Genomic DNA, 22732 nt, shown 5'->3' with positions numbered 1-22732 from the left:
CCCTCAGAAGCTGCGTGGCAATTCGAGCAGGTGCTCGGCCACGTAGGACAGGATCAGGTTGGTGGAGATCGGCGCGACTTGATAAAGGCGTGTCTCGCGGAATTTGCGCTCCACGTCGTACTCGCAGGCAAAGCCGAAACCACCGTGGGTTTGCAGGCAGGCGTTGGCGGCTTCCCAGGACGCCTTGGCGGCCAGGTACTTGGCCATGTTGGCGCTGGCCCCGGCATTCTTGCCGCTGTCGTATTCCTCACAGGCACGCCAGCGCATCAGGTCCGCCGCTTCGATTTCGATATGCGCCTCGGCAATCGGGAACTGCACACCCTGGTTCTGCCCGATCGGGCGGCCAAACACCACGCGGTCGCGGGCGTAGGCACTGGCCTTTTCGATAAACCAGCGGCCGTCACCGATGCACTCGGCGGCAATCAGCGTGCGTTCGGCGTTGAGGCCGTCGAGGATGTATTTGAAGCCTTTGCCCTCCTCGCCGATCAGGCTGTCGAGGGGCAGCTCCAGGTTGTCGAAGAACAGCTCATTGGTTTCGTGGTTGACCATGTTGGCGATGGGTTGCACGGTCAGGCCGTTACCGATGGCTTCGCGCAGGTCGACCAGGAAGATCGACATGCCTTCAGACTTCTTCTTCACTTCGGCCAGCGGCGTGGTGCGCGCCAGTAGAATCATCAAATCGGAATGCTGGATGCGCGAGATCCAGACCTTCTGCCCATTGATCACGTACTTGTCGCCACGCTTGATCGCGGTGGTCTTGATTTTGGTGGTGTCGGTGCCGGTGGTGGGCTCGGTCACGCCCATCGATTGCAGGCGCAATTCGCCGCTGGCGAGCTTGGGCAGGTAGAAGCTTTTTTGCGCTTCGCTGCCGTGGCGCAGCAAGGTGAACATGTTGTACATCTGGCCGTGCACGGTGCCGGAGTTGCCGCCGCAACGGTTCACCTCTTCGAGGATCACCGAGGCTTCGGCCAGGCCCAGGCCGGAGCCGCCGTATTCTTCAGGGATCATCGCCGACAGCCAGCCGGCGTCGGTCAGGGCTTTGACGAAGGTTTCGGGGAAGCCTTTTTGTTCGTCGATCTTGCGCCAGTAAGCGGCATCGAACTCGGCGCACAAGGCGCGCACGCCTTCGCGGATGGCATTGAGTTCTTCGTTGTCATTGGGGTTCATTAACGGCTCTCCGCCTGTTGTTCTTGGACTATTCGAAGTGGATTTGAGCGGTCTGCGCCAGGCCGCCGGCGTTGCCCGCCCACACCTGCGCCACACCGGTTTCGGTCACGCGCCCACCGACCACAAATGGCTGCGGCGCAATCAGCGGGCGCACGCCGCGATAAGCGAAATGGCGCAGCGTCGCGTCGGGATGGGCGCGGCAAAACGCGCGCAGGCTCAAGGTAGCGATCAACGGGCCGTGCACCACCAGGCCTGAATAACCTTCGGTGTCGGTGACATAGGGGTAGTCGTAGTGGATGCGATGGCCGTTGAAGGTCACGGCGCTGTAGCGAAACAACAGGGTTGGCGTGGGGCTGATCGACTCCTGCCATTCACTTTCGGGCAAGGCGTCGTCGCTGCCCTGTTTGGGCGGCGTCGGTTCGCGGTAAACGATGTCCTGTTCTTCGCGGATCGCCAGGCGACCGTCCTGGGAATAGTCATGCCGCACGGTGACAAACAGCAGCGAGCCGGTTCGCCCGGTCTTTTCTTCGACCTGGGTGATGGTCGACACGCGCGTGGCGGCCTCACCGGCGCGCAAGGCGTACAGGAACTCGATGCGCCCACCGGCCCACATCCGATTGCGGTTGTCGGCCGGCGGCAGGAAGCCGCCACGGGCCGGGTGGCCGTCAGTGCCCAAGGCCGATTCCGGCAGTGGATCCTGGAAAAAGCACCACTGCCACAGCGGCGGCAAATCGGCGCCCTGTTCCGGCACAGCTTCGCCAAAAGTGGCGGCAATGCGTTTGAGCAGGTTATGGCTCAGGTGGTCGTGGGCGGTCTCGCTTCGGCCGATCCAATCAGTGGCGCTCATCGGGTGCAGGTCCTCGGGCAGTGAATGTCTGCCCCGGATCATGCAAGCGCCTGCCCGTTCTGAGAATTTGCATTTCAATAAACCAGCGTTCGGTTATGCTGAACGCCAACAGTTACGCCACCTATCCATTGTGGGAGCGGGCTTGCTCGCGAATGCGCAGTGTCAGTCGATACATCTGTAGCTGATACACCGCATTCGCGAGCAAGCCCGCTCCCACATTTAGATCTTTGTTGTGATGAAGTCCGTGTTCACACAGGAGCCGCCATGCATTTCGATCTCGCCGACCTGCGCCTGTTTATCCATATCGCCGAATCCCCCAGCCTCACTCAGGGCGCCAAGCGTGCGTTTCTCTCGCCGGCCGCCGCCAGTGCGCGGATCAAGGCGTTGGAGGGTCAGTTGGACACGCGCCTGCTGTACCGCGACAGCCGTGGCGTGGAGATCACCCCGGCGGGCGAGCGGCTGCTGCACCATGCGCGGCTGATCATGCGCCAGGTGGACTACCTCAAAAGCGAGTTCACCCAATACGGCGTGGATTCGGCCGGGCATATCCGCATCTTCGCCAACACCACCGCGGTGACCGAGTTTCTGCCGGAGGTGCTGGCGGGCTTTCTGTCCCAGCGCCCGGGCGTGACCGTCGACCTGCAGGAGCGTTTGTCCCGCGATATTGTGCGTGGCGTGCTTGATGGCACCAGCGACATGGGCATCATTGCCGGGCCGGTTGAGGCGGCGGGTTTGCAGGTGTTGCACTTCAGCACCGATGAATTGGTGCTGATGGTGCCCGTCGGTCATCCGTTGGCCGACCAGCCGTCGGTAACGCTGGAGCAAACCCTGGCCTACCAGCACATCGGTTTGCACGAAGGCAGCACGTTATTAAGTTTTTTGCGTGAACACGTTGATCGCCTGGGCAAGCATTTATCGCTGCGCATTCAGGTGTCGAGCTTCGAAGCGATCTGCCGGATGGTCGAGGCCGGCGTAGGCATCGGCATCATTCCCGAGTCCGCCGCCGTGCGACACAGCCGGACCATGCAGTTGGTGACGGTGAAGCTCGATGAGCCGTGGGCGATTCGCGAGCGCAGTATCCTGGTGCGCGAGTTGGAAGCGTTGCCCGGCACCATTCGGGCGTTGATCGCCACCTTGATGCCGGACACCCTCAGTGCAGGCTGATGTTGCGCTGGCTGGCGTTATCGGTATTGATATGGCTCAGTCGGCCCTGCCCATCGAACAGCAACAGATCAGACCCCAGGCGGCGAAGCTGGGCCGGCGCTTGCGGCCAGTGCAACGTGACGCAAAGCCGATCGCTGGCACGGTGGATCACGTGCCAGCACGTGTCCTGCTGCTCAACCCGATAACTGATCAGCAACCAGTCCTCAAATAGAAACGGGCTGACGGACTCATCCCATTCTTCATCCGGCAAGTTACCGGGCAACCTGTAGCCCTTTCGAATCCCGCGCTGCTTAAGTACCAGAACGGGCGTTTCATCATCGTGCTTGATCAGATACTGCGCCGATTCAGCGGTGGCACTGGGAACCTGGAAGTCCGTCGCTACGATGTCAAACGCGCTTTCGCGGCTGACCAGACGCCGCTCCGGCAGACGATAATGCCACAGCATCAGGCACCCGCCCGGCGCCGACAACCACAGGTATTCGTTGTGTTCATCCACCTTGATGGCCCGCACCGGCTCCGGTAGATCACTCACATGCCAGAGCGTTTCAAAGCCACGATCAACATCCACCACGCGCAACTGCGGGCCTTTGCCGATGGTCCAGTTGCTGCCATCAAAGGCGTTTGCATAGACATCCATGGCCAGCATACCGAGGTCTTTGGCGACTCGATTGACCAGGTCCAGTTTGCTCACGCGCCATACATTCCCCCGCCAGATCAGCACCAACGCAACCTGTCGGCTATGGGCAATAACGATTTTCTGCGCCGGTACAGCAAAGTGAAACAACGCTGTGCCCGCCGCATCCACCACCATCACGCCCGCCTCGCCCAGCGCCACCAGGTAACGCTGGTCTTCAAGCGGCGCGGCGTCGAAAATCGGCCGGCTGCCAGCGGCCGGCGCGGACCACTCGCGGGTTTCACCCAAACGCTCCAGCGAGACCACGGGCGTACGCTTGAGCGCCTGGCCCGGCAAATCCGCCGCAAGCGCTTTATCGCGACTCATCTTGACCAGCGCTTGTAGCTGGTTATGCGTCAGCTGGCCTTGATCGCTGAATTGATCAGCCAGAATCGCCTGCACGGTGGCACCGGCCAGCCAGGCCAGGGCGGTGGTGTTGGCCTTGTGCAGCAATAAGGTCTGCGCCAGGGCGGCGCGTTCGCTGGCGCGCGCGGGGTCGTCACGCAATTTCTCGACCCACGGCCCGTAAGCGTGCAGCGTTTCGGGCAACAGGATCGCGCGTTTAACCAGTGCCTCAATACCCAAGCGCCCGCCGGCCGCCTCGGCGTTGAGCAGCCATTGCGCGGCGCGTGGGCGCTCTGCGGTCAGGCTCCAAATAACATCGACGGCTTGCAACCACAGGCCTTTGGCGATCAACGACTCGGCCCATTCCAGGCGCAAGCGGTCGGCGGCTTCAGGCGACTTGGCCTGGAGCATCACCACGGCGTCGGCGAACGCATTGTCGCGCCGCGCCACCAGCACGGCGCGCTGCCACTGCTCGGCCAGGCACAGCAGGCGCACGATCACCGCAGCGGGCATGTCCCAGGCCAGAGCCAGGTCGGCGGCCTGCTGATAGCGCGCATGTTTCTCCAGGTAATCGAGGGCTTGCTGGTGCTCTTTGAGCAATTCGGCAAGGACAAACACCGCTTCCTCGATACGACCGGCACGGTCCAGGCGCTCAAAAGTCTGGCGGTAGACCTGGCGCAAATGCTCGGCCAAGTCGTCTTCAAACAGCATCGAGCGCGCCGGGCCATCCTGCTGGCTGAGGCTCAAATCCTCGCGACGCTGAGGCGTACCAAAGCTCTGTTCACCGCTGGAGGCCCCGCCGTTCAAAGGGATGGCGTGACGCAAGGCTTCTTCGAAATTGCCGTCTTCGAACATCTCCAACATGCGCTGCATGTAGGCGGCCTGGCGTTTGCCATACAGTTTGGAAAGCTGGGAATGCTGGGTCAGCCGGGTCAACAAGCGGCGCCATGCGGCAGGTTTGTGCCTGCGCGGGGTGGCACGCGCAGCGATGCCTGGGTTAGCGGGTGCGCTGACCACCGGCCGGGGCGCCGCTTTAGCGGGTGCCGATGCGCCACGGTGCAGAAAGCGGTTCAACCCGAACAGCAGCGCGGTAATCACAACCATCCAGATCAGCGCGCTCAGGAGCATACCGCTGAGGGACTGTGTGTGCGTGGCCAGCATGGCGGCAGCATCGCTCTGGCCGAAGAGGCGGATCAGCCCCCCCAACAGCAGCAAGCCAATCACGATTTTCAGCACCGGGGAAGAAACTTCACGGGTGCTATTCGTGTTGTTTTGCGCAGGCGATGCGCTGGCGCCAGCCCCTTTACTCGACGTGTGACGCGCACGCGCACGCAGCGCTTGCATGATTGCGTCACGCTCCGGGCTGACGGGCTCCAGCGGCCCACCGAGGATTTCACGCAGGTCGGTGATCACTGCATCCGGCAGCGTTGCCGGCAACGGGGTATGGCAGTCAAACGTGTCGAGCAGCGTGTAGGTGCTGATGTCGAGCCACAGCCCGGGCGTCAGCACGTGTGCATCGCGCAGCTGCAGTGCATGGATCTGGCTGCCGCGCACCAGCCACAAGTCGGCAACGGGCAGCCCGCGCAATTCCTCAGGGTGCAGCGCGGCAGACGACAAGCCCAGGCCCTGGCGGATCAGCGGCCAGCCGTGCAGGCTTTCGCAATGTACTGGGCAAGGTGTGTGGAATTGCAGCAAGTCGCCGTCGGCAAAGCGGTAGGCACGCGCGTCGATTTGCCAATACTTGAGGATCAGGCGCCTGCGCTCGCCTTCATCAAAACGCTCGGCGGCAAACCATAGGCCGTCAATCTGTTGGTGCCCGGTAAGTAGCGGGCGGCGAATCAGCATCCGTTCTGGCTCAAGCATTGGCCGCTTCCTGGGTGAGCTGCGGTGCCTGGTTGCACATCACTTGCAAACGCATGGAGCGCTCGGCAACCGAGTAAACCAGTAATTCGCGGTCAGTGGTCAGTACGGCGATCAAACCGCTCATGGGGCAAAAGCTCGCGCGGGCAATCGGCGCCGGAGTGGTAAACAACGTGCGCTGTTGCCCCTCGGCGTACAGCCCGACGCTGTGCTGGTTCGGCCCCAGCAGCACCAGTGAGTAGAGCTGTCGTTGGGCGAAAGCATGGTGCAGGCCGATGGCTTTCCAGCCCGGCGCCAAGTCGATCTGTTCGTGTTTCGCCGGAAAGCTTTCATGGGTCACCAGGCGCCAACTCTGGTGGCCGTCCTGGGTGGTCAGCAGCGCGCAACCACCGCAGTACTGGCGCCAGTAAAAGTTGGCAGCCAACAACACCTGGCTGACGCCCGCTGCCGAGCCGACCGCATGCCCATTGGCGCGTAAACCGTCAGCAGACCCGGAATACGCGACAATCTGCCCGCCTTCGCTGCGCGCATAAGCGATGGTCAAGGGGTCGACCTGCACCAGGCTCATTACGTCATCCGCCACCTGGCAGAGTTGACGCGACTTCCAGTAGGCGAGCCGCCCCTGGCTGTCGAGCACGTACACACGCACGGAGTTCTGACTGTGCAGCCAGACACTCGGCAGGAACGTCGCGGTGCCCGGTGGCAGTTGCAGCTGTTCACGGGGGGGCTTGTCGACGGTGGGCATACCGGGAATGTTCCAGAATGTCAGGCTGTCGTTGTCGCTCAACACAGCGCCGAGGCTGCGGTGGTGAAAGGTGGTGCTCAATACGCGCTGATGCTTGCCCCACAGACGGCGTCGAACCTCCAGCGACTTTTTCTGGTTTTTGTGCGGCAGCTTGATCACCACCATGCCCGCCTCATCGAGCAGGCGCAGCGCCACATAGTTACCGGCGCTGGAGATTACCGGCGGCAAAGTCAAGGCTACGCGTGGCACCGCACGTGCGAGGTTCGGCGGCGGCGCCTGGACTTCATCGTCAAACTGGCCTTTGAGCAGTTGCACCGCACGCGCCTCATCCGGCATAGGCAGCAGCACGCGCCGCACCGACCCGGCCTGCACCTCGAATGACAGGCTGTGCCCATCCAGGCTGCGCTGCACCTGCACCCGGTGCGTACAGGTCTTGGTCGAGTCCTTGGACAAGCGTTGCCCGACTGCCCAGCACTCACCCAACGTCTCACCCTGCGTGGCCAACCATTCCTGCCAGGCGTGCCAGTGCGCCGGGGCGACACTTTCATAGGTGCGCGCCTTGAGCAGCTGCTTGAGCTGCCCCGCGCTATCGAATTCATGCAGCAACGGCTCGCCTTGCAGGATGCCCCAACGCAACTGCGCCCCTGCCTCCTCGGCACGCCGGGCCAGCAGCATCAGCAAGGCAATATGCACCAGCCGCGCGGCGCCCCACTGCAACGGGCCGGCGTCGAATAGCACGACAATCAGGCGGTTGGCTTCACGGGCGCGGTACTGCGGCGCCAGGAACATATGCTCGCCGCCGACAGCGCGGCGCATAAACTCATCCGGCACTTCATCGGCCAGCAGCCATTCGCTGGAAAGCAGGCGCTCGTAAGGCCCGCGGCGTTGCAGGTCACCCACGCCATCCGGCTCAGGCACTCCGCCTTGCTGCCTACCGCGCAGTGGCCCCAGCACCGGGTTAAGGCGCCCAAGCAAGTCGGCGAACAGCGGCAGATGCTGCGGCGCAAACCACTCCAGCCACTGGCGCCAGGGTTGCAGGGCTTCAGGCAGTTGCATGGCTGGCTCCCCAATGCGTCGCGATGCGCTGAAGGTGTTCAACCGTGACCGGCAACAGGCGATCCAACGGCACTACGGCGTGTGGTTCGCGCCACAACAATAAGGGCGAGCGCTTGAAACGCGCCGACAGCGTCTGGCCGAGCAGGTCTACTGGCACTGTCGGCTCCCAACTGGTGGGCAGCCATACGCCAGGCGCGCCGGGGTGTACTGCAGCGTATTCGACGCCGTCGACCCACGGCAAATCCGCCGCCGGCCCAGTGACGACCAATACATCGCCGTTGGCGGTAGCGTGCAAGCGGGCAGCCTGTTCATCTGCGAGCAGCAGCAAGCGCGCATGCAAACGTCGCGCGGCGTCGCCCCATGCGACGGCGGCTTGAGGCTCGGCAGGCACCTGCCTTGGGCGCCAGGTCCAGGCGTAGTGGTCGGCACTCATGGCGTGAGCATTCGGGACAGTTGCCCGCGTACCTGCTGCAAGGGTTCCGGCATTGTCTGGCTATTGAAGTTGGCGTCGATCTCGCGCAGCAGCCCTTCGAGCGCCGGGCTGTCGGGCGGCTCGCTGCGGGCCAGGTAGTCTTGCGCAGTTTCCAGCAAGCGATTCAAGCGCGACATCGGTTGCAAGGTGGCCTCTTCGACTGCGCTGAACAAATGGCTGTTGCTGGACGCGGCAAACAGGTCGCGCAGCACCTCGCGGCCATGCTGCTGAGTCTCTTTAGTGGGCAGCACATACAGCAGCGGCCACAGATCTGCCTCGCTGGCTTGCAGCCGCCCGCCCAGCAACGCGGCGGCCGCGATCAGCCGTTGAGACTTGACGATACGGCGGTCCGACAACTGTATGCCGGCTTCGCGCAGGCGCCGAATCGCCTGGGCCAGGGCTGGACGCACCGCGCCCAGGTCGGCGTTTTTCAGGGCCTGGCTCAGCGTGTCCAACTGGGCCAGCCCCAGCAACTGTTGCACCGGCCGCTGCTCCGACTGCCAACCGCCCGCCAGCATGGCTTCCAGTTGATTGTCCGGCACCGACTCAACAAACAGGTGCAACAGGAAGCGGTCGCCAAACGCCGCCAGTGCTTCATCCTCCGGCAAGCCGTTGGCCGCGCCGACACACACCCGCAACGGGCATTGAATTTGAGTGTGGCCACGGCGAAAGCGGCGCTCGTTGAGCACGCCCAGCAAGGTATTAAGGATGGCGGTCGAACCCAGGAAGACTTCATCGAGAAACACGATATCGGCCTCCGGCAGCATGCCGCTGACGTCGGTTTCCACCGTGCCTTCGCGCAATTTCTTCAGGTCTACGGCACCAAAAAGCTCCGACGGCTCAGTGAAGCGCCCCAGCAAGTATTCGAAGTAACGCCCGCCCATGGACTGCGCCACACGGCGTACCACGGCGCTCTTGGCCGTGCCAGGCGGGCCGATCACCAGAATGTGTTCCTGAGCGACCGCCGCCAGCACAATCAACTCGGCCAATTGCTCGCGCCCGACCAAGCCCTCGGTCGCCTTACGCACAGCGTGGCGGATTTGCGTGGCAGCGCTTTGCAACTGAGCAATCATGGGTATCTTCCCTGAAACCAAAGCGGGGAATCTTGCCTGAGGCTAAGGTATTAGCAAAGCGTTGTTACAACCTGCCTTGAGGAGTCAGCTCATGCAACTCGAAGGATCCTGCCATTGCGGCGCCGTAACATTCACCCTGAACAGCCAGCATCCCTATCCTTATCAGCGTTGCTACTGCTCCATCTGCCGCAAAACCCAAGGCGGCGGTGGTTATGCGATCAACCTTGCCGGCGATACACAAAGCCTGAAGGTGCAGGGACGCAAGCATATCTCGATCTACCACGCCAGGCTCAAGCCCGAGGGCGCCAGCCGTGCGCATGCCAGCAGCGCCGAACGGCATTTCTGCTCGCAGTGCGGCAGCGCGTTGTGGCTGTTCAGCCCGGAGTGGCCGGAGTTGATTCACCCGTTTGCTTCGGCCATCGACACGCCGTTGCCGGTGCCGCCTGAGCATACGCACCTGATGCTCGGTTCGAAGGCGACGTGGGTGGAAGTCAGTGTGCGCAAGGGCGATTTGCAGTTCGACGAATACCCCGAAGAATCCATCGCCCAGTGGCATGAACGTTTGGGGCTGACGCGTTAACAGGCTTTAACTTCAGCGATAAGAGAACCATCTTGTGACAATCAAGCCGGAACCAAGGTTGGGGGTCTGACTACAGATAGCGCTATATCACGTAGGCAAAGCGTGATTAATACTGTCATCCTTACGGAGCCTATTTATGTCTGTGAACGCCCAATCCTTTGCGGCAACGTCTTCCACGCTCTCGGCATTCCCCAGCCAACAGCTACCACTAAATACAGTCTCATCAGACCCGCCTGACGTCCAAAAAACCGCTGTGTCCTCGCAGCATGGCTTGATCAAAACCACGTCGGGCAATACAGCCGACAAGGAGCTGGCAGCCTCTTATGCCACTGCGCTGGTCGATGCGGCGCAGAATCAAAATCCGGCTGACTTGAGCAAACCGACGATACCTGTGCCTGTGAGTTCTAAGTTCGGGCAGTGGCGCCAGCATCTCGATAACCTGCTCGCAGGGCCAGATTTTAAGCAATGGGCCGACCAGCATAATATTGACCTCACCAAACCTATTCGCATTACCCCTCCAACCGACACGTCGGCAGGACACATAACGGTCACCGTCAAATCCGTTAACGTCCATTACCCCGAGGACTATCTACGAACATTTTCAGCGGTTATCGGCCAACAACTGCCGGACTCGTGGCGGCTGATCATGCAGGCGGCCCGCGTCATGGCTCCCAACCAGCCCGTGGTCGAAGTGCAGCCCGCTGACAGGTCTTCGCCCAGCGCACACGCGGAGCGCCCTGCCACGCTGTCAGAGATCATGGCGTTTCACGGCGAGCATGTTCCTGTTAGCAAAGATAAGGCCGTTGAACGAGCCAATCAGCTTAAACAAACCGACATGTTTCCTATGCCTGATACCTCTCTTTCAACTGAGCAACTTAAGAAGGGCTCCGAGGAAGTGCTGGAGCAGCAGCAGAACACATTGGGCGATATCCACAACAAGTACCAATTGCTTCAGCAATTGAGTAAAGCTATCGATTTCGCAACCCCGCCACCTGAACCCGTTAATACGCTCCCGCACTTCAAAAGCTCACTGCCCACACCCGAGGACGCCGAGCGCAACGAAAAAGCCCGTATCCGGGAGTTCTTCAAGAACAATCACCTGCAGATCGACCCTGCTTCCCGGTACTTTCAAGATGAACAATTAGTGCCAGGGAACAAGGTCAGCGTTGAACAATTCCTCGCCAACATCGGCTCTAATATTCCAGAAACAATAGATGAAATAAACACTCTGATTGCGACCCTCAGGCAAGAGGTTCTGCCGTCTACGCCTCTTGGTAACTTGGCAGGCGCCTTAGGCTGGCAAGTACCCGTCACTTTGGATGAGAAAAAGCTGGCGCACTCTCACGTTACGTATAACAACCTGGGACTGCCAGGGCTGGGTACCGACACTAAAAAGGGTGATGTTCTTGATTACCTGACAGACGGTGATAACCGCAGTTTTCCTGAGTTTTCCGATCCGGCCGACCTACTCAATGCAATTGTCACGTCGCCCAAAGCCAAGGAACTGGAGGCTGCCCTGCAAAAGAAAATGGGGACGGCAGAGGATAAAAACAGTTCAGACTGGGTCTTGGCGACCATGTACCTCGGGCTGGCTCAACCCTCGTGGCTTGACCCCAACAAGAGAAATGAAGTAGCCGGGTTCGATCTGGCCGATAAGGCCTTTTACGGCAAACCGTTGGAGCAAATCCATACCAAGCTGTTCGTACACTTGAAGACCACGAAACGCGCCACACAAAAATACGCAGCTGTGGCGTCACATCTATTGCTCTCGCAGGCTGCACCTGAACTGTTGGTTAAAAACATACCCAGCAGTGTGACGTATGGTTCGCCGACCTGGTTCAGTTTGAAAACAACGGTAGCCTTCATAGAGGCGAAGAGCCCTGGAAGCAGCGCAAAGATGACGTTTGATCAAGTCGTCAAATACGGGAGCCTCGAACCCACTAACGCCGAAGATGAAGCGCTGATGAATAAGGTAAAACAGGAGGCACTGATCGATTGGGCGTTAATGTATGGAGTGCTAACCCCCTCCACCACAGGACACTACTCCGCCGCACAACTGAATGCTGCACAGGATACGTTCTCTGAGGTGATGACCGGGCTGACAACCATCAGCACGGACCTGAGTGCACCGTTGCCCACGTTGAAAGACAAGGCACTGGAAATAATGGGCAGGCAAATTAAAAATGTCGACCTTGAAGCCAACGTGATCACCAGTGACGCGGACAGAACCAGCAATTCGCTTGAATCATCGGTGTTGGACGTCAAGCATGGGCCCTACTCCATGTTGGACCTGAGCCTTTCCGAACACCTCCCGGACCTGAAAGACAACAAAAAATGGTATTCAACCGATCAGCAAAAAGTCCCAACCTCCGCGATCAGTGCGCTAGGCCTTATTCCTCAGAACATCAAAGAAAGTCACGCTGCTGAGCTTGCAGATTTCGACCGTAACAGGAAGAAATCGCTAACCAATCTTAACGCGCATTTGATTGCGCAATTGCCGCTGTCCGATCGACAGCAACTGGAATATGGGAGCCTTGAAATACTTCGCAAAAGGCCAATTCAGGAATTCAAACCCAACGGAATCGCAAGTGTCACGGCTACGTCGTACCCCGCCCCGGACAAAAGCAACATCGAGGAGCCCCTGTATATCAAAGCGACCTTTAATAAGAAAACAATTACCTATAAATTCGACCCTGCGAACAATTTTATAGGCAGGAGCCCTGTCACCGAAGGCTTACAGGAAGAATGGCAAGAGAAACACAAAAAATCGCCAGTCGGGTATACACGTACAAACGTAATCGTCGAACCGCTCGTCGATAGCCAGGTGAAAGACAGTGATTTACGCGGCACCGCTGCAGATGACGCCTCGATTCCCGCGTCGTATACCAGCCCACGTACTCGATTTCTCAGCGAACTGGTGACCCGATATTCCTACCAGGACGCTGACCTGAAAGCCCTGACGGAGGCCGCCCATCACACCACCAGGTTTGATGACGAAGACGATGAGCACAAGAGAAACACGGATCTTTTATTTAGCCCTCTACCGTTCGTAAACGGAATCAGGAGACTCGCCGAGGGCAATTGGAAAGAGGCAACGGTAGAGCTGGTATTTGACGGTGTCATGTTTCTGGCGGGCGGTGGTTTGCTGAAGAGACTGAGAGGCCTGCCGTCACTACCTGCTCAGCTTAGGCGAGCTCGATCGTTCGGTAGCCCGTTCTTCAAACGCATAAGGAACATCACTTCCTATACACCCAGTCCTCAAGTAAAAAACTGGCTAAGTAACAAAACCGGAAAATATGAACTGTCCAAGTTTGCGTCGCGCCCGGACATCGCCCAGGGCACCTACAAACACGGCACTGCAACACTGTCCACGCCTGCCCAGCTCGACGCAGAAACGGGCAAGTGGTATGCATTTGATCCCGTCAACGACAAGCGAATCGGAAAACCTCTCAATGACTTCAAGCCTGAGACAGCGAGGTATTTTGACAATACTTTAAATAAAGCTGATGACGTCGCCGACGCTACCAGCGGAGTGGTACGCAGGAGAAAAAAGCCTAACCACTTAGAGCAAGGGTTGGCCAGAGACAATGCAATTAACATCGGAGGAGATATAAAAGACTTTACCATCCTTGGCGATGATATCTTTATGTATATCGACAAATATAAAGGCGTTGAGAGACTCAACGTCGTCGCGCACGGAGCGAGACCAACCTATAGGCAACTGCTTGCTGATGAACCCGTCCCCATGATTTTCAACGGCCGGGAAAATTCACCCAGCGAACTATTGGATTTTCTGAAAAGCAAGGGTGTAAAGCCTGAACAGTTTAATAATGTCCGCTTATTGATGTGTGGTTCAGCCAACGGTTCCGCGGACTCTTTCGGCAGTCAGTTTGGGCAATTAATAAAGCGTAATGTTAAAGCTTTTCAGGGGCCTGTTCGCGTCAAAGTTACGCCTGAAAAAGTATTGGCCTCAAAGAAAGAGTTGTTCGTTACAAATCCAGAATTTTCATCAGCGGAAATCAACGAGACAATCCACAGACGACTCCAACTGAGTTTTGCCGCTAGCCCCGAAAAAATCAATCCTCATGCCGTCATCGAGGGCTCCCGAACAGTGAAGGAGATACCGTTCTACTACCGCCCGGTGAAGTTTCCGGCCGCCTAAAACCCGCCAGGCTCTTTTAGTCACGGCATTACCGGTACCGCCGCAACACAGGCACCCGATGCTCGGCGCCAAGGCGCCTTGGGTCGGGGTCAGTGTGCGCAAAGGCGATGTGCAGTTCGACGAATACCCCGAAGAATCCATCGCCCAATGGCATGAGCGTTTGGGGCTGACGCGTTAACACTCTTTGACAGTTTCTCGACAAAGCTCTCAAAGATTGTTGGCCGGCATGGCCCTAGCATTCGAGCATCCAAACCACCATCCGGGTGCTCTTCATGTTTCGCACATTGCGCGGTATTCCGTTATGGGGTTGCCTGCTGGGCACGCTCGGCTGCCACGTGCAGCCGCCTGCCCCGCCGGCGATTCCCAAGGGCGATTACGGCGCGATCATCCGCTACCTGCAAGCGCGCATTCCCAAAGACCTGGCCCGCGAGAATGTGCCCGGGTTGTCGATTGCGCTGGTCAATGGCCAGGAGCTGATCTGGGCGCGCGGCTTTGGCCTGGCCGACAAGGCCCAGGGTGTGCCGGTGACCGCCAACACGGCGTTTCGCGCCGGCGGCATTTCCAAACTACTGACGGCCACGGCGGCCATGCAATTGGTCGAGCAACAGCGCCTGGGCCTGGACGCGCCGATCCAGCAGACCTTGCGCGAATTTTACGTGCGCTCGCGCTTTCACACTGACCCGGCCGCCGCCGACCGCGATATCACCCTGCGCCGCTTGCTCAGCCATCAGTCCGGCTTGCCCAGTGAACATTTGCGCGACGTGCGCAGCACCTATGCCATGAGCCAGATGCCGATGCGCGTGTCGGGCGTGTGGCTAAGCAGCCCGCCGGGCTCGCAGGTGGCCTATTCCAACCTCGGTTATTCACTGGTCGGTGCGGCCATCGAGCGCAGCAGCGGCAAAAGTTTTGAAGCCCAACTGCAAAGCCGCCTGCTCAAGCCCCTGGAGATGAACCAGTCGAGTTTTGTCGGCACCGGCACGCAGTTGAGCTTTCGCGCCCTCGGTTACGAAGACGGCGTGGCCAGTACCGATGCGCAGGTGCGCGACCTGGCCGCCGGTGGCTTGTGGGCCAGCCCCAAAGACCTCAGCCACTACGTGCAGATGCTGTTTGCCCATGGCCTCTATAAAGGCACCCGCGTGCTTGAGAGCCCGTCGATTGATCAGATGTTCACCCAACAAAACACCGGCAATGCCCTGGACTTCGATTGCCAGATGGGCCTGGGCTGGTTCCTCGCGCCCTGCGGCGATGAACCCGTCGCCCCCGGCGTGCGCACCTACCAGCACAGTGGCGGCGGTGATGATTTTGCCGCGCAGTTGAGCGTGCTGCCCGACCAGCAACTGGCGGTGATCATCATGGCCAACGACAGCAACGCCGAAGAACTGGTCGCGCGCCTGGCCACCGAGACCCTGCGCCTGATGCTCCAGGCGCAAACCGGGCAAGCCGTGTGCGCCGACGACTGCCAGGCGCCCAGCCATGGGCTCAAGTTGCGCCAGGTGCCCGCCGCCGTCGACCGCAAGCGCCTGGCGGGGTTTTATGCCACGGCCTGGGGCGTATTCCGGGTCAAGGATGACGGCGATCGGCTGAGCGGTGAGCTGGCCGGCTTTGACTTCGAGCTATTGCGCGACGAGCACGGCTGGCTGCGCGCGCAGAAAAAAATCCTGGGCTTCTGGCTCAAGGACCTCGGTGATTTGGGCCGCGTACAGCTGGACGTGGTCACGGTGCAGGGCCGCCAAGTGCTCACAGCCCGCAGCCATGGCCAACGCCTGGCCATCGGTGAACGCATCGACCCGCCGCCGCTGCCGCTGGCCTGGGCCTCCACCATCGGCACCTATCAGGTGCTCAACACCCATGAACCCGACGCGCCGTTGAGCGGCATCAGCGTGCGCCTGGAAGAAGGCTTCCTGGTGATTCGCGGCCAACTGCACAACGAGCCGCTTACCGATTACATCCTGCTGCCCGTCGACAACGCCCACGCGGTACTGGCCGGCAACGGCTACGGCCTGGGCGATACCGTCAGCCGTCAGGTTAACGGCCTCAGCGCCTCGGGCTACTCCTTCAAACGCACGCAATCGCCCAACGACCTCTTGAATTTTTAACAAGGACAAATACCCGGATGCGCTCAAAAAACTTCCGCCTGTCAATCACCTCACTGTGCCTGCTCGCGGTTGCAGACACTGCGATTGCCGAAGACTGGCAATACAGCCTCAAGGCCGGCGTGGGCAACCTGCCGCGCTACAGCGGCAGCGACGAACGCATGACCGCGCCGCTGCTGGGCGGCAAAGTCGTCAGCCCGTGGGGGATTTTCCTCGACACCGACAAGGGCCTGGGCTGGGGTTACGAAGGCAATGCCCTGAGCTTCAGCGCGTATGTCGGCGCAAGCGCCGCGCGCAAGGATAAAAACGAGAGCCTGCATGCCGGCTCCAAACGCCTTAAAGGCATGGGCGAGATCAAGGCCCGCCCGCAATTGGGCGTCAACGCCAGCTATAACCTGGGTGGTGTGATTGTCGGCGCCACCTTGGAACATGCCCTCAAGGAGAACGACCGCAAAGACACCGGCAAAGCCTACACCCACCTGGAACTGAGCCTGGGCACCCACCTGTATGAAGGCCGCTACGGTTCGGTGGATGCCAGCCTCAGCAGCCACTTTGGCGACCGCAACTACTTGCAGACCTGGTATGGCGTAACCACCGGCCAGGCCGCGCAAAGCCGCTTCAAAGCCTACAAGGCCGGCGCGGGCAATATCAGCAATGGCCTGAACCTGGTGTGGAGCCTGCCGATCAGCGAACACACCCAGTTCTCGACCTTGCTGGATGTGCAGTACCTGGCAGATGAAGCGGGCAAGAGCCCGATTGTGGAGCGACGGTTGCAGACGTCGGTGATGGGGGTTTTGGAATACACGTTCTGATCGGCTAGCCGATCAGAACGTGTGGGAGCGGGCTTGCTCGCGAATGCGGTGTGTCAGTCAATAATTCTTTAACTGATGCACCGCATTCGCAGGCAAGCCAACTCCCACATTGAAGGGGTGATCACACCCATTCCCTGCCGGCTTCAAGGGTTACTCGGCGTACGCCCAGGTCATTCTGAAGGACGCCCCGCCCCACTCCGAATCCAGCACTTCCACCTGCCCGCCGTGCCACTGGCTGACGCGCTTGACCAACGCCAGCCCCAAGCCAAAGCCGCCGGTGCGGCGATCGCGGCTGGCATCCAGGCGCAGGAACGGTTCGAATATCTTCGACCGCCCCTCCATCGGCACACCAGGGCCGTCGTCATTGACCCGCACTTCGTAGCCATTACCGAACTTGACCAGCGACACCTCTACACGGCGCTCGGCATAACGAATGGCATTGCGCAGCAGGTTGATCACTGCACGCGCCATAAAGCGCGGCTCGATCTGGATAAAGTCGACCTCACAGGTGCGCAACGACAACTGCACCCCGGCTGCCTCGGCTTCCAGCGCCACGCTGCCGATCACGCTGTCGAGCCAGCTGTGGGCTTCGATATTCTCCCGAGTGACCTGGGTGGCACCGCGCTCCAGGCTGGCGTAGGTCAACAGTTCGGAGACCATTTCTTCCAGCTCGCCAAGGTCAGCGTACATATCGGCGATCAGTTCGCGGCTCTGGCGTGGGTCGGCCTGTTGCTTGAGTTGATCCAGCTCAAATGACAAGCGCGCAATCGGCGTGCGCAACTCATGGGACACCGCGTTGGTCAGTTCGCGCTGGTTGGCGATCAGGCTTTCGATACGCTCGGCCATCTGGTTGAAGTGCCCGGCCAGCTCGCGCACGGTGGAACGGCGTGGCAGCAGGATGCGCGAGCCGAGGTCGTTATCGCCAAAACGCTGCGCGGCCAGGCGGATATGCTCGAGGTCGCGCCAGTGCGGGCGTACCCAAAAATACAGGACGATGGCCAGGCTTACGCCCAGAAAGCCATAGGCCCACAGGTACAACCATTTGGGTTCTTCCGGCAGCTTGATCTGCAGCAGCTGCGGGCCGCCATCAATGGTGGCCAGGAATTCCATGAAGTCGCCGCGCACCACCAGTTGGCCGCCGGCCAACAATTGTTGCTCACGGTCATTGAGCGCCAGGGTGTCGCGCGGCACCAGCTTGAGGCGCAAACCATAATGCGGTTGCAGTTCCGCCAGGCGCGCATCGCGGGCCGCGCCCTGCACCGGGCGCAGTTGCTCCACCAGCCCGTAGGCCGGCCCGCGCAAGGCTTCGCGGTTATAGACCTCGTTGGCCTCGGGCAATAACTCGTCGAAGGTGTAGTTGACCAGCCAGATTGCCCCGGCCAACCCCAGCGCCAGGATCACATACAGGCGCAGAAACAGGCGCAGCATCTAAACCTCCCACGCAAACGGATTGAACAGGTACCCCTTGCCCCAGATGGTCTTGATGCACACCGGTTCGCGTGGGTTGTCGTTGAGCTTGCTGCGCAACTTGCTAATGTACACGTCGACACTGCGGTTCAGGCCGTCGAAGGCGATGCCGCGCATGCGGTTGAGAATGTCGTCGCGCGAAAGGATCTTTCCCGAGTTGCTGGCCAGCAGCCACAGCAGTTCGAACTCCATGGTGGTGAGGTCAATGGCCTCGCCGCCCAGGCTGACGCCACGGCAGCTGCGATCAATCGACAGCCGGCCAAACTCCAGCGCACCGCGCACTGTGGGCTCCGGCACCTGGCGGCGCTGCAGGGCACGCAGGCGCGCGAGCAGTACTGGCGGCTTGATCGGTTTGATCACGTAGTCGTCGGCACCCGACTCCAGGCCCAGGATATGGTCCAGGTCGTCTTCCTTGGCGGTGAGGATGACGATAGGCGTGTCGGACACATTGCGAATCCCCCGGCACACATGCAGCCCGCTCTGGCCCGGCAGCATCAGGTCAAGCACCACGATTTTTGGCTTGAAGTCGAGAAAGGCCGCCAGCGCCTCATCGCCCCGGTGCACCACGCGCACCTCGAAACCGTGTTGCGACAGGAAGTGCGCGATCAGCCCTGCCAGCTTTTCATCGTCCTCAACGAGCAGGACCTTGCCCAGACCCAGGTTTTCCATAAGTTCTCAGTGTGGATGCGCGGATTGAAGTGTGCGCATTATAGGTGGCAAGCTGGCCGACTTAAGCAACTGGCCACTACCGCCGGACGAAGCTTCATGCTTTTAAGAGTTTTTAACAAATAGCCTGCAATCTTTTACGCCACTAACAGGAGTTATATGCGCAAGGACTACCTGGCTTTTTTTATCTCGCTGTTCCTGTCGCGGCTGGCGGACCAGATTCTGTTGTTTATCGTGCCGCTGATCGTATTCCAAACCACCAACAGTGTGTCGTGGGCCGGCTTGGCGTTCTTCGTCGAGTCACTGCCGCGTTACCTGGCGTTCCCGGTGTGCGGCGCATTGTGCGACAAGTTCTCGCCGGTGCGCATCCTGCATATCAGCCAGGTTTACCGTGCATTGGCGTGCGTGCTGGCGGTGGCGTTGTATGGGGTGTTCGACGGCATCTATTGGCTGGTGATCCTGTCGGCGCTGTGCGGCGTGTTGACGACCCAGGGCATCATGGCCCGCGAAGTGGTGATGCCGCATATCTTCAAGCATTACACCTATGCCAAGACCTTGTCCTACTCGCAGATCGCCGACCAGAGCGGCCTGGTGCTGGGGCCGCTGGTGGCGGCGCTGATGCTGGAGGTGTGGGCCTGGCCGTGGGTGGTGGTGGGCATTGCCGGGCTGTTTGTGCTGGCAGACCTGGCGATGCTGGTGTGGCAGCGCAACACCACGGTCAGCCTGGAGAGCTTTGAGCAGCATCAGGATATCTGGCTGCAACCGCTGCGCATTGCCTTCGGGCACATTCGCAAACTGGCGGAACTGAAGCGAATCATTGCCCTGGCGGTGGGCGTCAACCTGATCATCGGGGTCACGCTGGCGACGTCTGCGGCCATGGTCACTGGCCTGTTCGACGCGGGCAAAGATGCCTATGCGTTGTTGCAGGCTGCGGGCGCGGTGGTGACCATCGTTATTCTGTTTTACCTGGCGCGTTCCAGCCTGCCGTTGAAGGTGCTCGGCGGTTTGTCCTATTCCATGATTGCGGCGGGGGCGTTGATCATGGCCGTCAGCCCCAATCTGTGGGCTTACACCCTGGGGTTCCTGCTGATCACCGGCTTCGACAAGATGTTCAATGTGTACATGCGCAGCACCCGCCAGCGGGTGATTCCGGTGCAGGACTTCGGCAAGACAGTGGGCGTGATCACCTTGCTCAACAACCTGGCGCAGCCGCTGGCGGGCCTGTTGATCGCCGTGCTGGCGGCGCCGCTGGGCACGCAAACGGTGATCCTGTTGCTGGCCGGGATCACCGCGCTGATCGGCGTGGCCGTCGCCTCAGGCTGGCACGCCACTGTGAAAGCGGAACTCGATGTCGGGTGACTCGATCAGTTCCTGCTCGGCAGCGCGCACCCGTTCGATCACCTGGGCGATGTCCTTGGCGTCGCCGTACTGGTAGGCGAGCTTCAGATAACCCTGGAAGTGCCGAGCCTCGCTTTTGAGCAAACCGAAGTAGAACTTGCCGAGTTCTTCGTCCAAATGCGGTACCAGGGCTTCGAAACGCTCGCAACTGCGCGCCTCGATAAAGGCGCCGACCACCAGCGTGTCTACCAGCTTGACCGGCTCATGGCTGCGCACCACCTTGCGCAAACCCGAGGCGTAACGGCCAGCATGCAGTTGGCGCAGCTCGACCTTGCGCTTTTTGATCAGGCGCATGACTTGTTCGTGGTGCACCAGCTCTTCACGGGCCAGGCGCGACATCATGCTGATCAGGTCCACATGGGCGTGGTACTTGGCGATCAGGCTGAGGGCGGTACTGGCGGCTTTGAATTCGCAGTTCTTGTGGTCGATCAGCAGGGTGTGCTGATCGGCCAACGCGGCCTGGACCCAGGCGTCGGGGGTGCGGCAGCCGAGGAATTCGTGGATTTCGGGCAGGTTCATCGGGCTCACGGGCAAAAGGATCACTAAAGGCCGGCGATTATACCGACCCCGCCGCAGACCACCAGCCACCGGCCTTGATGTGCATCAACATGACGTCTGGCGGGCAGCAACTATAGTTGTTCCAGGCCCACCCTTTTGGAGACCCCGACCATGCAAGCCATTCGCAGCATCCTGGTGGTTATCGAACCCGAGCATTCCGAAAGCCTGGCGCTCAAGCGCGCCAAGCTGATTGCCGGGGTCACCGGCGCGCACCTGCATTTGCTGGTGTGCGACAAAAAGCACGAGCATTCGGCGCTGCTGAGCCTGCTCAAGTCCGGCCTGCAGGAGGACGGCTACAGCGTGACCACCGAGCAGGCGTGGAATGACAGCCTGCATGAAACCATCATCGATGTGCAGCAGGCCGAAGGCTGTGGCCTGGTGATCAAGCAGCACTTTGCCGACAGCCCGCTGAAAAAGGCCCTGCTGACGCCGGCAGACTGGAAACTGCTGCGTTACTGCCCTACCCCGGTGCTGCTGGTGAAAACCTCGACGCCCTGGGCCGACAAGGTGGTGCTGGGGGCGATTGATGTGGGCAACAGCGACAGCGAACACCAGGCGTTGCACAACACCATCATCGACCATGGCTTCGATATTGCGCGCCTGGCCAAAGCGCAGCTGCACGTGATAAGTGCCCATCCGTCGCCGATGCTGTCGGCGGCAGACCCGACCTTCCAGCTCAAGGAAACCATCGAGGCGCGCTATCGCGAGCAGTGCAAGGCGTTCCAGGCCGAGTTTGATATCGACGACACCCACCTGCATATCGAGGAAGGCCCGGCGGATGTGTTGATCCCCCATGCAGCCCACACTTTGCAAGCGGCGGTGACCATTATCGGTACGGTGGCGCGCACTGGGATTTCCGGCGCATTGATCGGCAATACGGCGGAGGTGGTGCTGGACGCGGTGGAAGGTGATGTGCTGGTGCTCAAGCCGCAAGAGTTAATGGATCATCTGCAAGAGCTGGCGACCAAGGCCTGACCTGACATAGCCTCCTCAGACCATGGAGATCAAATGTGGGAGCGGGCTTGCTCGCGAATACGGAGTGTCAGTCACCGAATTATTGACTGATCTACCGCTTTCGCGAGCAAGCCCGCTCCCACATGTTTGATTTGTGTTGTCAGTCCGCCAACGCATCTCTGAGGAACCCCGGCGCGATGTAGCGCTGGTAATGCGCCTCGGACAAGATAAAGAACTCACGATCGATGGCATCCCGCAGTTCCGGTAGCGCCCACTCACGAAACTCCGGCAGCAGCACCATGCCATAGGCTTCCAGGTTGGAAATCACCCGCGCGCCTCGGGCGATCAGCTGGTAGGCCCAGCAGTACTCGGACTGGTGTGGCACAAAGCGAATCTTGCGCTGCTCAAGCTGCCCACGCAGCATCTTGGGGTCAAAGACTTCCAGTTTGCCCGCCATCACTTGCACCAACAGCTGTTCCAATCGCAGCCATACCGCGCGTTTTTCTTCTTCGTTATAGCCATTCCACTGGATCACCTCATGGTGAAAGCGCTTGCAGCCGCGGCACACGAGATCGCCGTAAACCGTGGAGCACAGGCCGACGCAGGGGGTCTTGATGGCTTGGTTAGACATGGGCAGCGC

Annotated in this window: 17 protein-coding genes and 1 pseudogene; 8 read left to right on the top strand and 10 right to left on the bottom strand. The window is 60.1% G+C overall.

Annotation, left to right across the window (positions count from 1 at the left end):
- Window positions 1-3 precede the first annotated feature (3 nt).
- Window positions 4-1167 carry an acyl-CoA dehydrogenase family protein gene (locus tag QF043_RS11800; RefSeq protein ID WP_017137477.1) on the bottom strand — a complete coding sequence of 388 codons (1164 nt, stop codon included), beginning with the start codon at window positions 1165-1167 and terminating at the stop codon, window positions 4-6.
- A 28-nt stretch (window positions 1168-1195) separates the two neighbouring features.
- Window positions 1196-2014 carry a MaoC family dehydratase N-terminal domain-containing protein gene (locus QF043_RS11795; protein WP_307418602.1) on the bottom strand — a complete coding sequence of 273 codons (819 nt, stop codon included), beginning with the start codon at window positions 2012-2014 and terminating at the stop codon, window positions 1196-1198.
- 264 nt (window positions 2015-2278) lie between these two features.
- Here QF043_RS11795 and QF043_RS11790 point away from each other — a divergent pair, with 264 nt between their 5' ends.
- Window positions 2279-3178: a LysR family transcriptional regulator gene (locus QF043_RS11790; RefSeq protein ID WP_065931327.1), complete on the top strand. Its 900-nt coding sequence runs from the start codon at window positions 2279-2281 to the stop codon at window positions 3176-3178.
- Here QF043_RS11790 and QF043_RS11785 read toward each other — a convergent pair.
- From QF043_RS11785 to QF043_RS11770, 4 genes are read right to left on the bottom strand one after another with little or no spacing between them, the layout of a single operon-like run.
- On the bottom strand, window positions 3165-6059 hold the full coding sequence (locus QF043_RS11785) for a bpX6 domain-containing protein (protein ID WP_307418601.1): 2895 nt from the start codon (window positions 6057-6059) through the stop codon (window positions 3165-3167). The genes QF043_RS11790 and QF043_RS11785 overlap by 14 nt on opposite strands.
- On the bottom strand, window positions 6052-7857 hold the full coding sequence (locus QF043_RS11780; RefSeq protein ID WP_307418600.1) for a hypothetical protein: 1806 nt from the start codon (window positions 7855-7857) through the stop codon (window positions 6052-6054). The genes QF043_RS11785 and QF043_RS11780 overlap by 8 nt, the downstream gene beginning before the upstream one ends.
- A complete protein-coding gene (locus QF043_RS11775) occupies window positions 7844-8290 on the bottom strand; it encodes a hypothetical protein (protein ID WP_307418599.1) in 447 nt (148 codons plus the stop codon). Before QF043_RS11775 ends, QF043_RS11780 begins: the two co-directional genes overlap by 14 nt.
- Complete coding sequence (locus QF043_RS11770; protein WP_307418598.1) at window positions 8287-9402, bottom strand: AAA family ATPase; 1116 nt, start codon at window positions 9400-9402, stop codon at window positions 8287-8289. Before QF043_RS11770 ends, QF043_RS11775 begins: the two co-directional genes overlap by 4 nt.
- Window positions 9403-9493: 91 nt before the next feature.
- On the opposite strand from QF043_RS11770, the gene QF043_RS11765 reads away from it, so the two are divergent.
- From QF043_RS11765 to QF043_RS11745, 5 genes and pseudogenes are all read left to right on the top strand, one after another.
- Window positions 9494-9982, top strand: a complete 489-nt coding sequence (locus QF043_RS11765; RefSeq protein ID WP_307418597.1) for a GFA family protein — start codon at window positions 9494-9496, stop codon at window positions 9980-9982.
- Between the two features lie 136 nt (window positions 9983-10118).
- Entirely contained in the window at window positions 10119-14144 is a 4026-nt protein-coding gene (locus QF043_RS11760) for a hypothetical protein (RefSeq protein ID WP_307418596.1), read from the top strand.
- A gap of 22 nt (window positions 14145-14166) precedes the next feature.
- A pseudogene (locus QF043_RS11755) lies at window positions 14167-14322 on the top strand (GFA family protein); the annotation flags it as partial.
- Between the two features lie 94 nt (window positions 14323-14416).
- Window positions 14417-16240 (top strand): serine hydrolase, encoded by a 1824-nt coding sequence (locus QF043_RS11750; RefSeq protein WP_307418595.1) that lies wholly within the window; start codon window positions 14417-14419, stop codon window positions 16238-16240.
- A gap of 17 nt (window positions 16241-16257) precedes the next feature.
- Window positions 16258-17049, top strand: a complete 792-nt coding sequence (locus QF043_RS11745) for a MipA/OmpV family protein (RefSeq protein WP_307418594.1) — start codon at window positions 16258-16260, stop codon at window positions 17047-17049.
- A 150-nt stretch (window positions 17050-17199) separates the two neighbouring features.
- On the opposite strand, the gene QF043_RS11740 is transcribed toward QF043_RS11745, so the two are convergent.
- Both QF043_RS11740 and QF043_RS11735 read right to left on the bottom strand, forming a co-directional pair.
- Entirely contained in the window at window positions 17200-18477 is a 1278-nt protein-coding gene (locus QF043_RS11740; RefSeq protein WP_307418593.1) for an ATP-binding protein, read from the bottom strand.
- Window positions 18478-19185, bottom strand: a complete 708-nt coding sequence (locus QF043_RS11735; protein WP_305453761.1) for a winged helix-turn-helix domain-containing protein — start codon at window positions 19183-19185, stop codon at window positions 18478-18480.
- A gap of 156 nt (window positions 19186-19341) precedes the next feature.
- Between QF043_RS11735 and QF043_RS11730 the strand changes: the two genes are divergently transcribed.
- Complete coding sequence (locus tag QF043_RS11730) at window positions 19342-20541, top strand: MFS transporter (RefSeq protein WP_307418592.1); 1200 nt, start codon at window positions 19342-19344, stop codon at window positions 20539-20541.
- On the opposite strand, the gene QF043_RS11725 is transcribed toward QF043_RS11730, so the two are convergent.
- A complete protein-coding gene (locus tag QF043_RS11725; RefSeq protein WP_058421365.1) occupies window positions 20497-21099 on the bottom strand; it encodes a tRNA-(ms[2]io[6]A)-hydroxylase in 603 nt (200 codons plus the stop codon). The genes QF043_RS11730 and QF043_RS11725 overlap by 45 nt on opposite strands.
- A gap of 150 nt (window positions 21100-21249) precedes the next feature.
- On the opposite strand from QF043_RS11725, the gene QF043_RS11720 reads away from it, so the two are divergent.
- A complete protein-coding gene (locus QF043_RS11720) occupies window positions 21250-22113 on the top strand; it encodes a universal stress protein (protein WP_307418591.1) in 864 nt (287 codons plus the stop codon).
- A 139-nt stretch (window positions 22114-22252) separates the two neighbouring features.
- Here QF043_RS11720 and QF043_RS11715 read toward each other — a convergent pair whose 3' ends face one another.
- Entirely contained in the window at window positions 22253-22723 is a 471-nt protein-coding gene (locus tag QF043_RS11715) for a DUF1289 domain-containing protein (RefSeq protein WP_058421388.1), read from the bottom strand.
- Window positions 22724-22732 lie beyond the last annotated feature (9 nt).

The sequence above is a fragment of the Pseudomonas sp. W3I7 genome, assembly GCF_030816095.1.
Taxonomy (GTDB): Bacteria; Pseudomonadota; Gammaproteobacteria; order Pseudomonadales; family Pseudomonadaceae; genus Aquipseudomonas; species Aquipseudomonas salomonii.
The sequence above is the reverse complement of the archived record's forward strand: the minus strand, read 5'-3'. Positions and strand labels throughout refer to the sequence as shown.

What these genes read in the sequence shown, in the direction of transcription:
- QF043_RS11715 (WP_058421388.1), bottom strand. Translation starts at nt 22,723, where the DNA reads ATGTCTAACCAAGCCATCAAGACCCCCTGCGTCGGCCTGTGCTCCACG.
- QF043_RS11785 (WP_307418601.1), bottom strand. Translation starts at nt 6,059, where the DNA reads ATGCTTGAGCCAGAACGGATGCTGATTCGCCGCCCGCTACTTACCGGG.
- QF043_RS11770 (WP_307418598.1), bottom strand. Translation starts at nt 9,402, where the DNA reads ATGATTGCTCAGTTGCAAAGCGCTGCCACGCAAATCCGCCACGCTGTG.
- QF043_RS11775 (WP_307418599.1), bottom strand. Translation starts at nt 8,290, where the DNA reads ATGAGTGCCGACCACTACGCCTGGACCTGGCGCCCAAGGCAGGTGCCT.
- QF043_RS11790 (WP_065931327.1), top strand. Translation starts at nt 2,279, where the DNA reads ATGCATTTCGATCTCGCCGACCTGCGCCTGTTTATCCATATCGCCGAA.
- QF043_RS11780 (WP_307418600.1), bottom strand. Translation starts at nt 7,857, where the DNA reads ATGCAACTGCCTGAAGCCCTGCAACCCTGGCGCCAGTGGCTGGAGTGG.
- QF043_RS11795 (WP_307418602.1), bottom strand. Translation starts at nt 2,014, where the DNA reads ATGAGCGCCACTGATTGGATCGGCCGAAGCGAGACCGCCCACGACCAC.
- QF043_RS11760 (WP_307418596.1), top strand. Translation starts at nt 10,119, where the DNA reads ATGTCTGTGAACGCCCAATCCTTTGCGGCAACGTCTTCCACGCTCTCG.
- QF043_RS11725 (WP_058421365.1), bottom strand. Translation starts at nt 21,099, where the DNA reads ATGAACCTGCCCGAAATCCACGAATTCCTCGGCTGCCGCACCCCCGAC.
- QF043_RS11745 (WP_307418594.1), top strand. Translation starts at nt 16,258, where the DNA reads ATGCGCTCAAAAAACTTCCGCCTGTCAATCACCTCACTGTGCCTGCTC.
- QF043_RS11740 (WP_307418593.1), bottom strand. Translation starts at nt 18,477, where the DNA reads ATGCTGCGCCTGTTTCTGCGCCTGTATGTGATCCTGGCGCTGGGGTTG.
- QF043_RS11800 (WP_017137477.1), bottom strand. Translation starts at nt 1,167, where the DNA reads ATGAACCCCAATGACAACGAAGAACTCAATGCCATCCGCGAAGGCGTG.
- QF043_RS11735 (WP_305453761.1), bottom strand. Translation starts at nt 19,185, where the DNA reads ATGGAAAACCTGGGTCTGGGCAAGGTCCTGCTCGTTGAGGACGATGAA.
- QF043_RS11720 (WP_307418591.1), top strand. Translation starts at nt 21,250, where the DNA reads ATGCAAGCCATTCGCAGCATCCTGGTGGTTATCGAACCCGAGCATTCC.
- QF043_RS11765 (WP_307418597.1), top strand. Translation starts at nt 9,494, where the DNA reads ATGCAACTCGAAGGATCCTGCCATTGCGGCGCCGTAACATTCACCCTG.
- QF043_RS11750 (WP_307418595.1), top strand. Translation starts at nt 14,417, where the DNA reads ATGTTTCGCACATTGCGCGGTATTCCGTTATGGGGTTGCCTGCTGGGC.
- QF043_RS11730 (WP_307418592.1), top strand. Translation starts at nt 19,342, where the DNA reads ATGCGCAAGGACTACCTGGCTTTTTTTATCTCGCTGTTCCTGTCGCGG.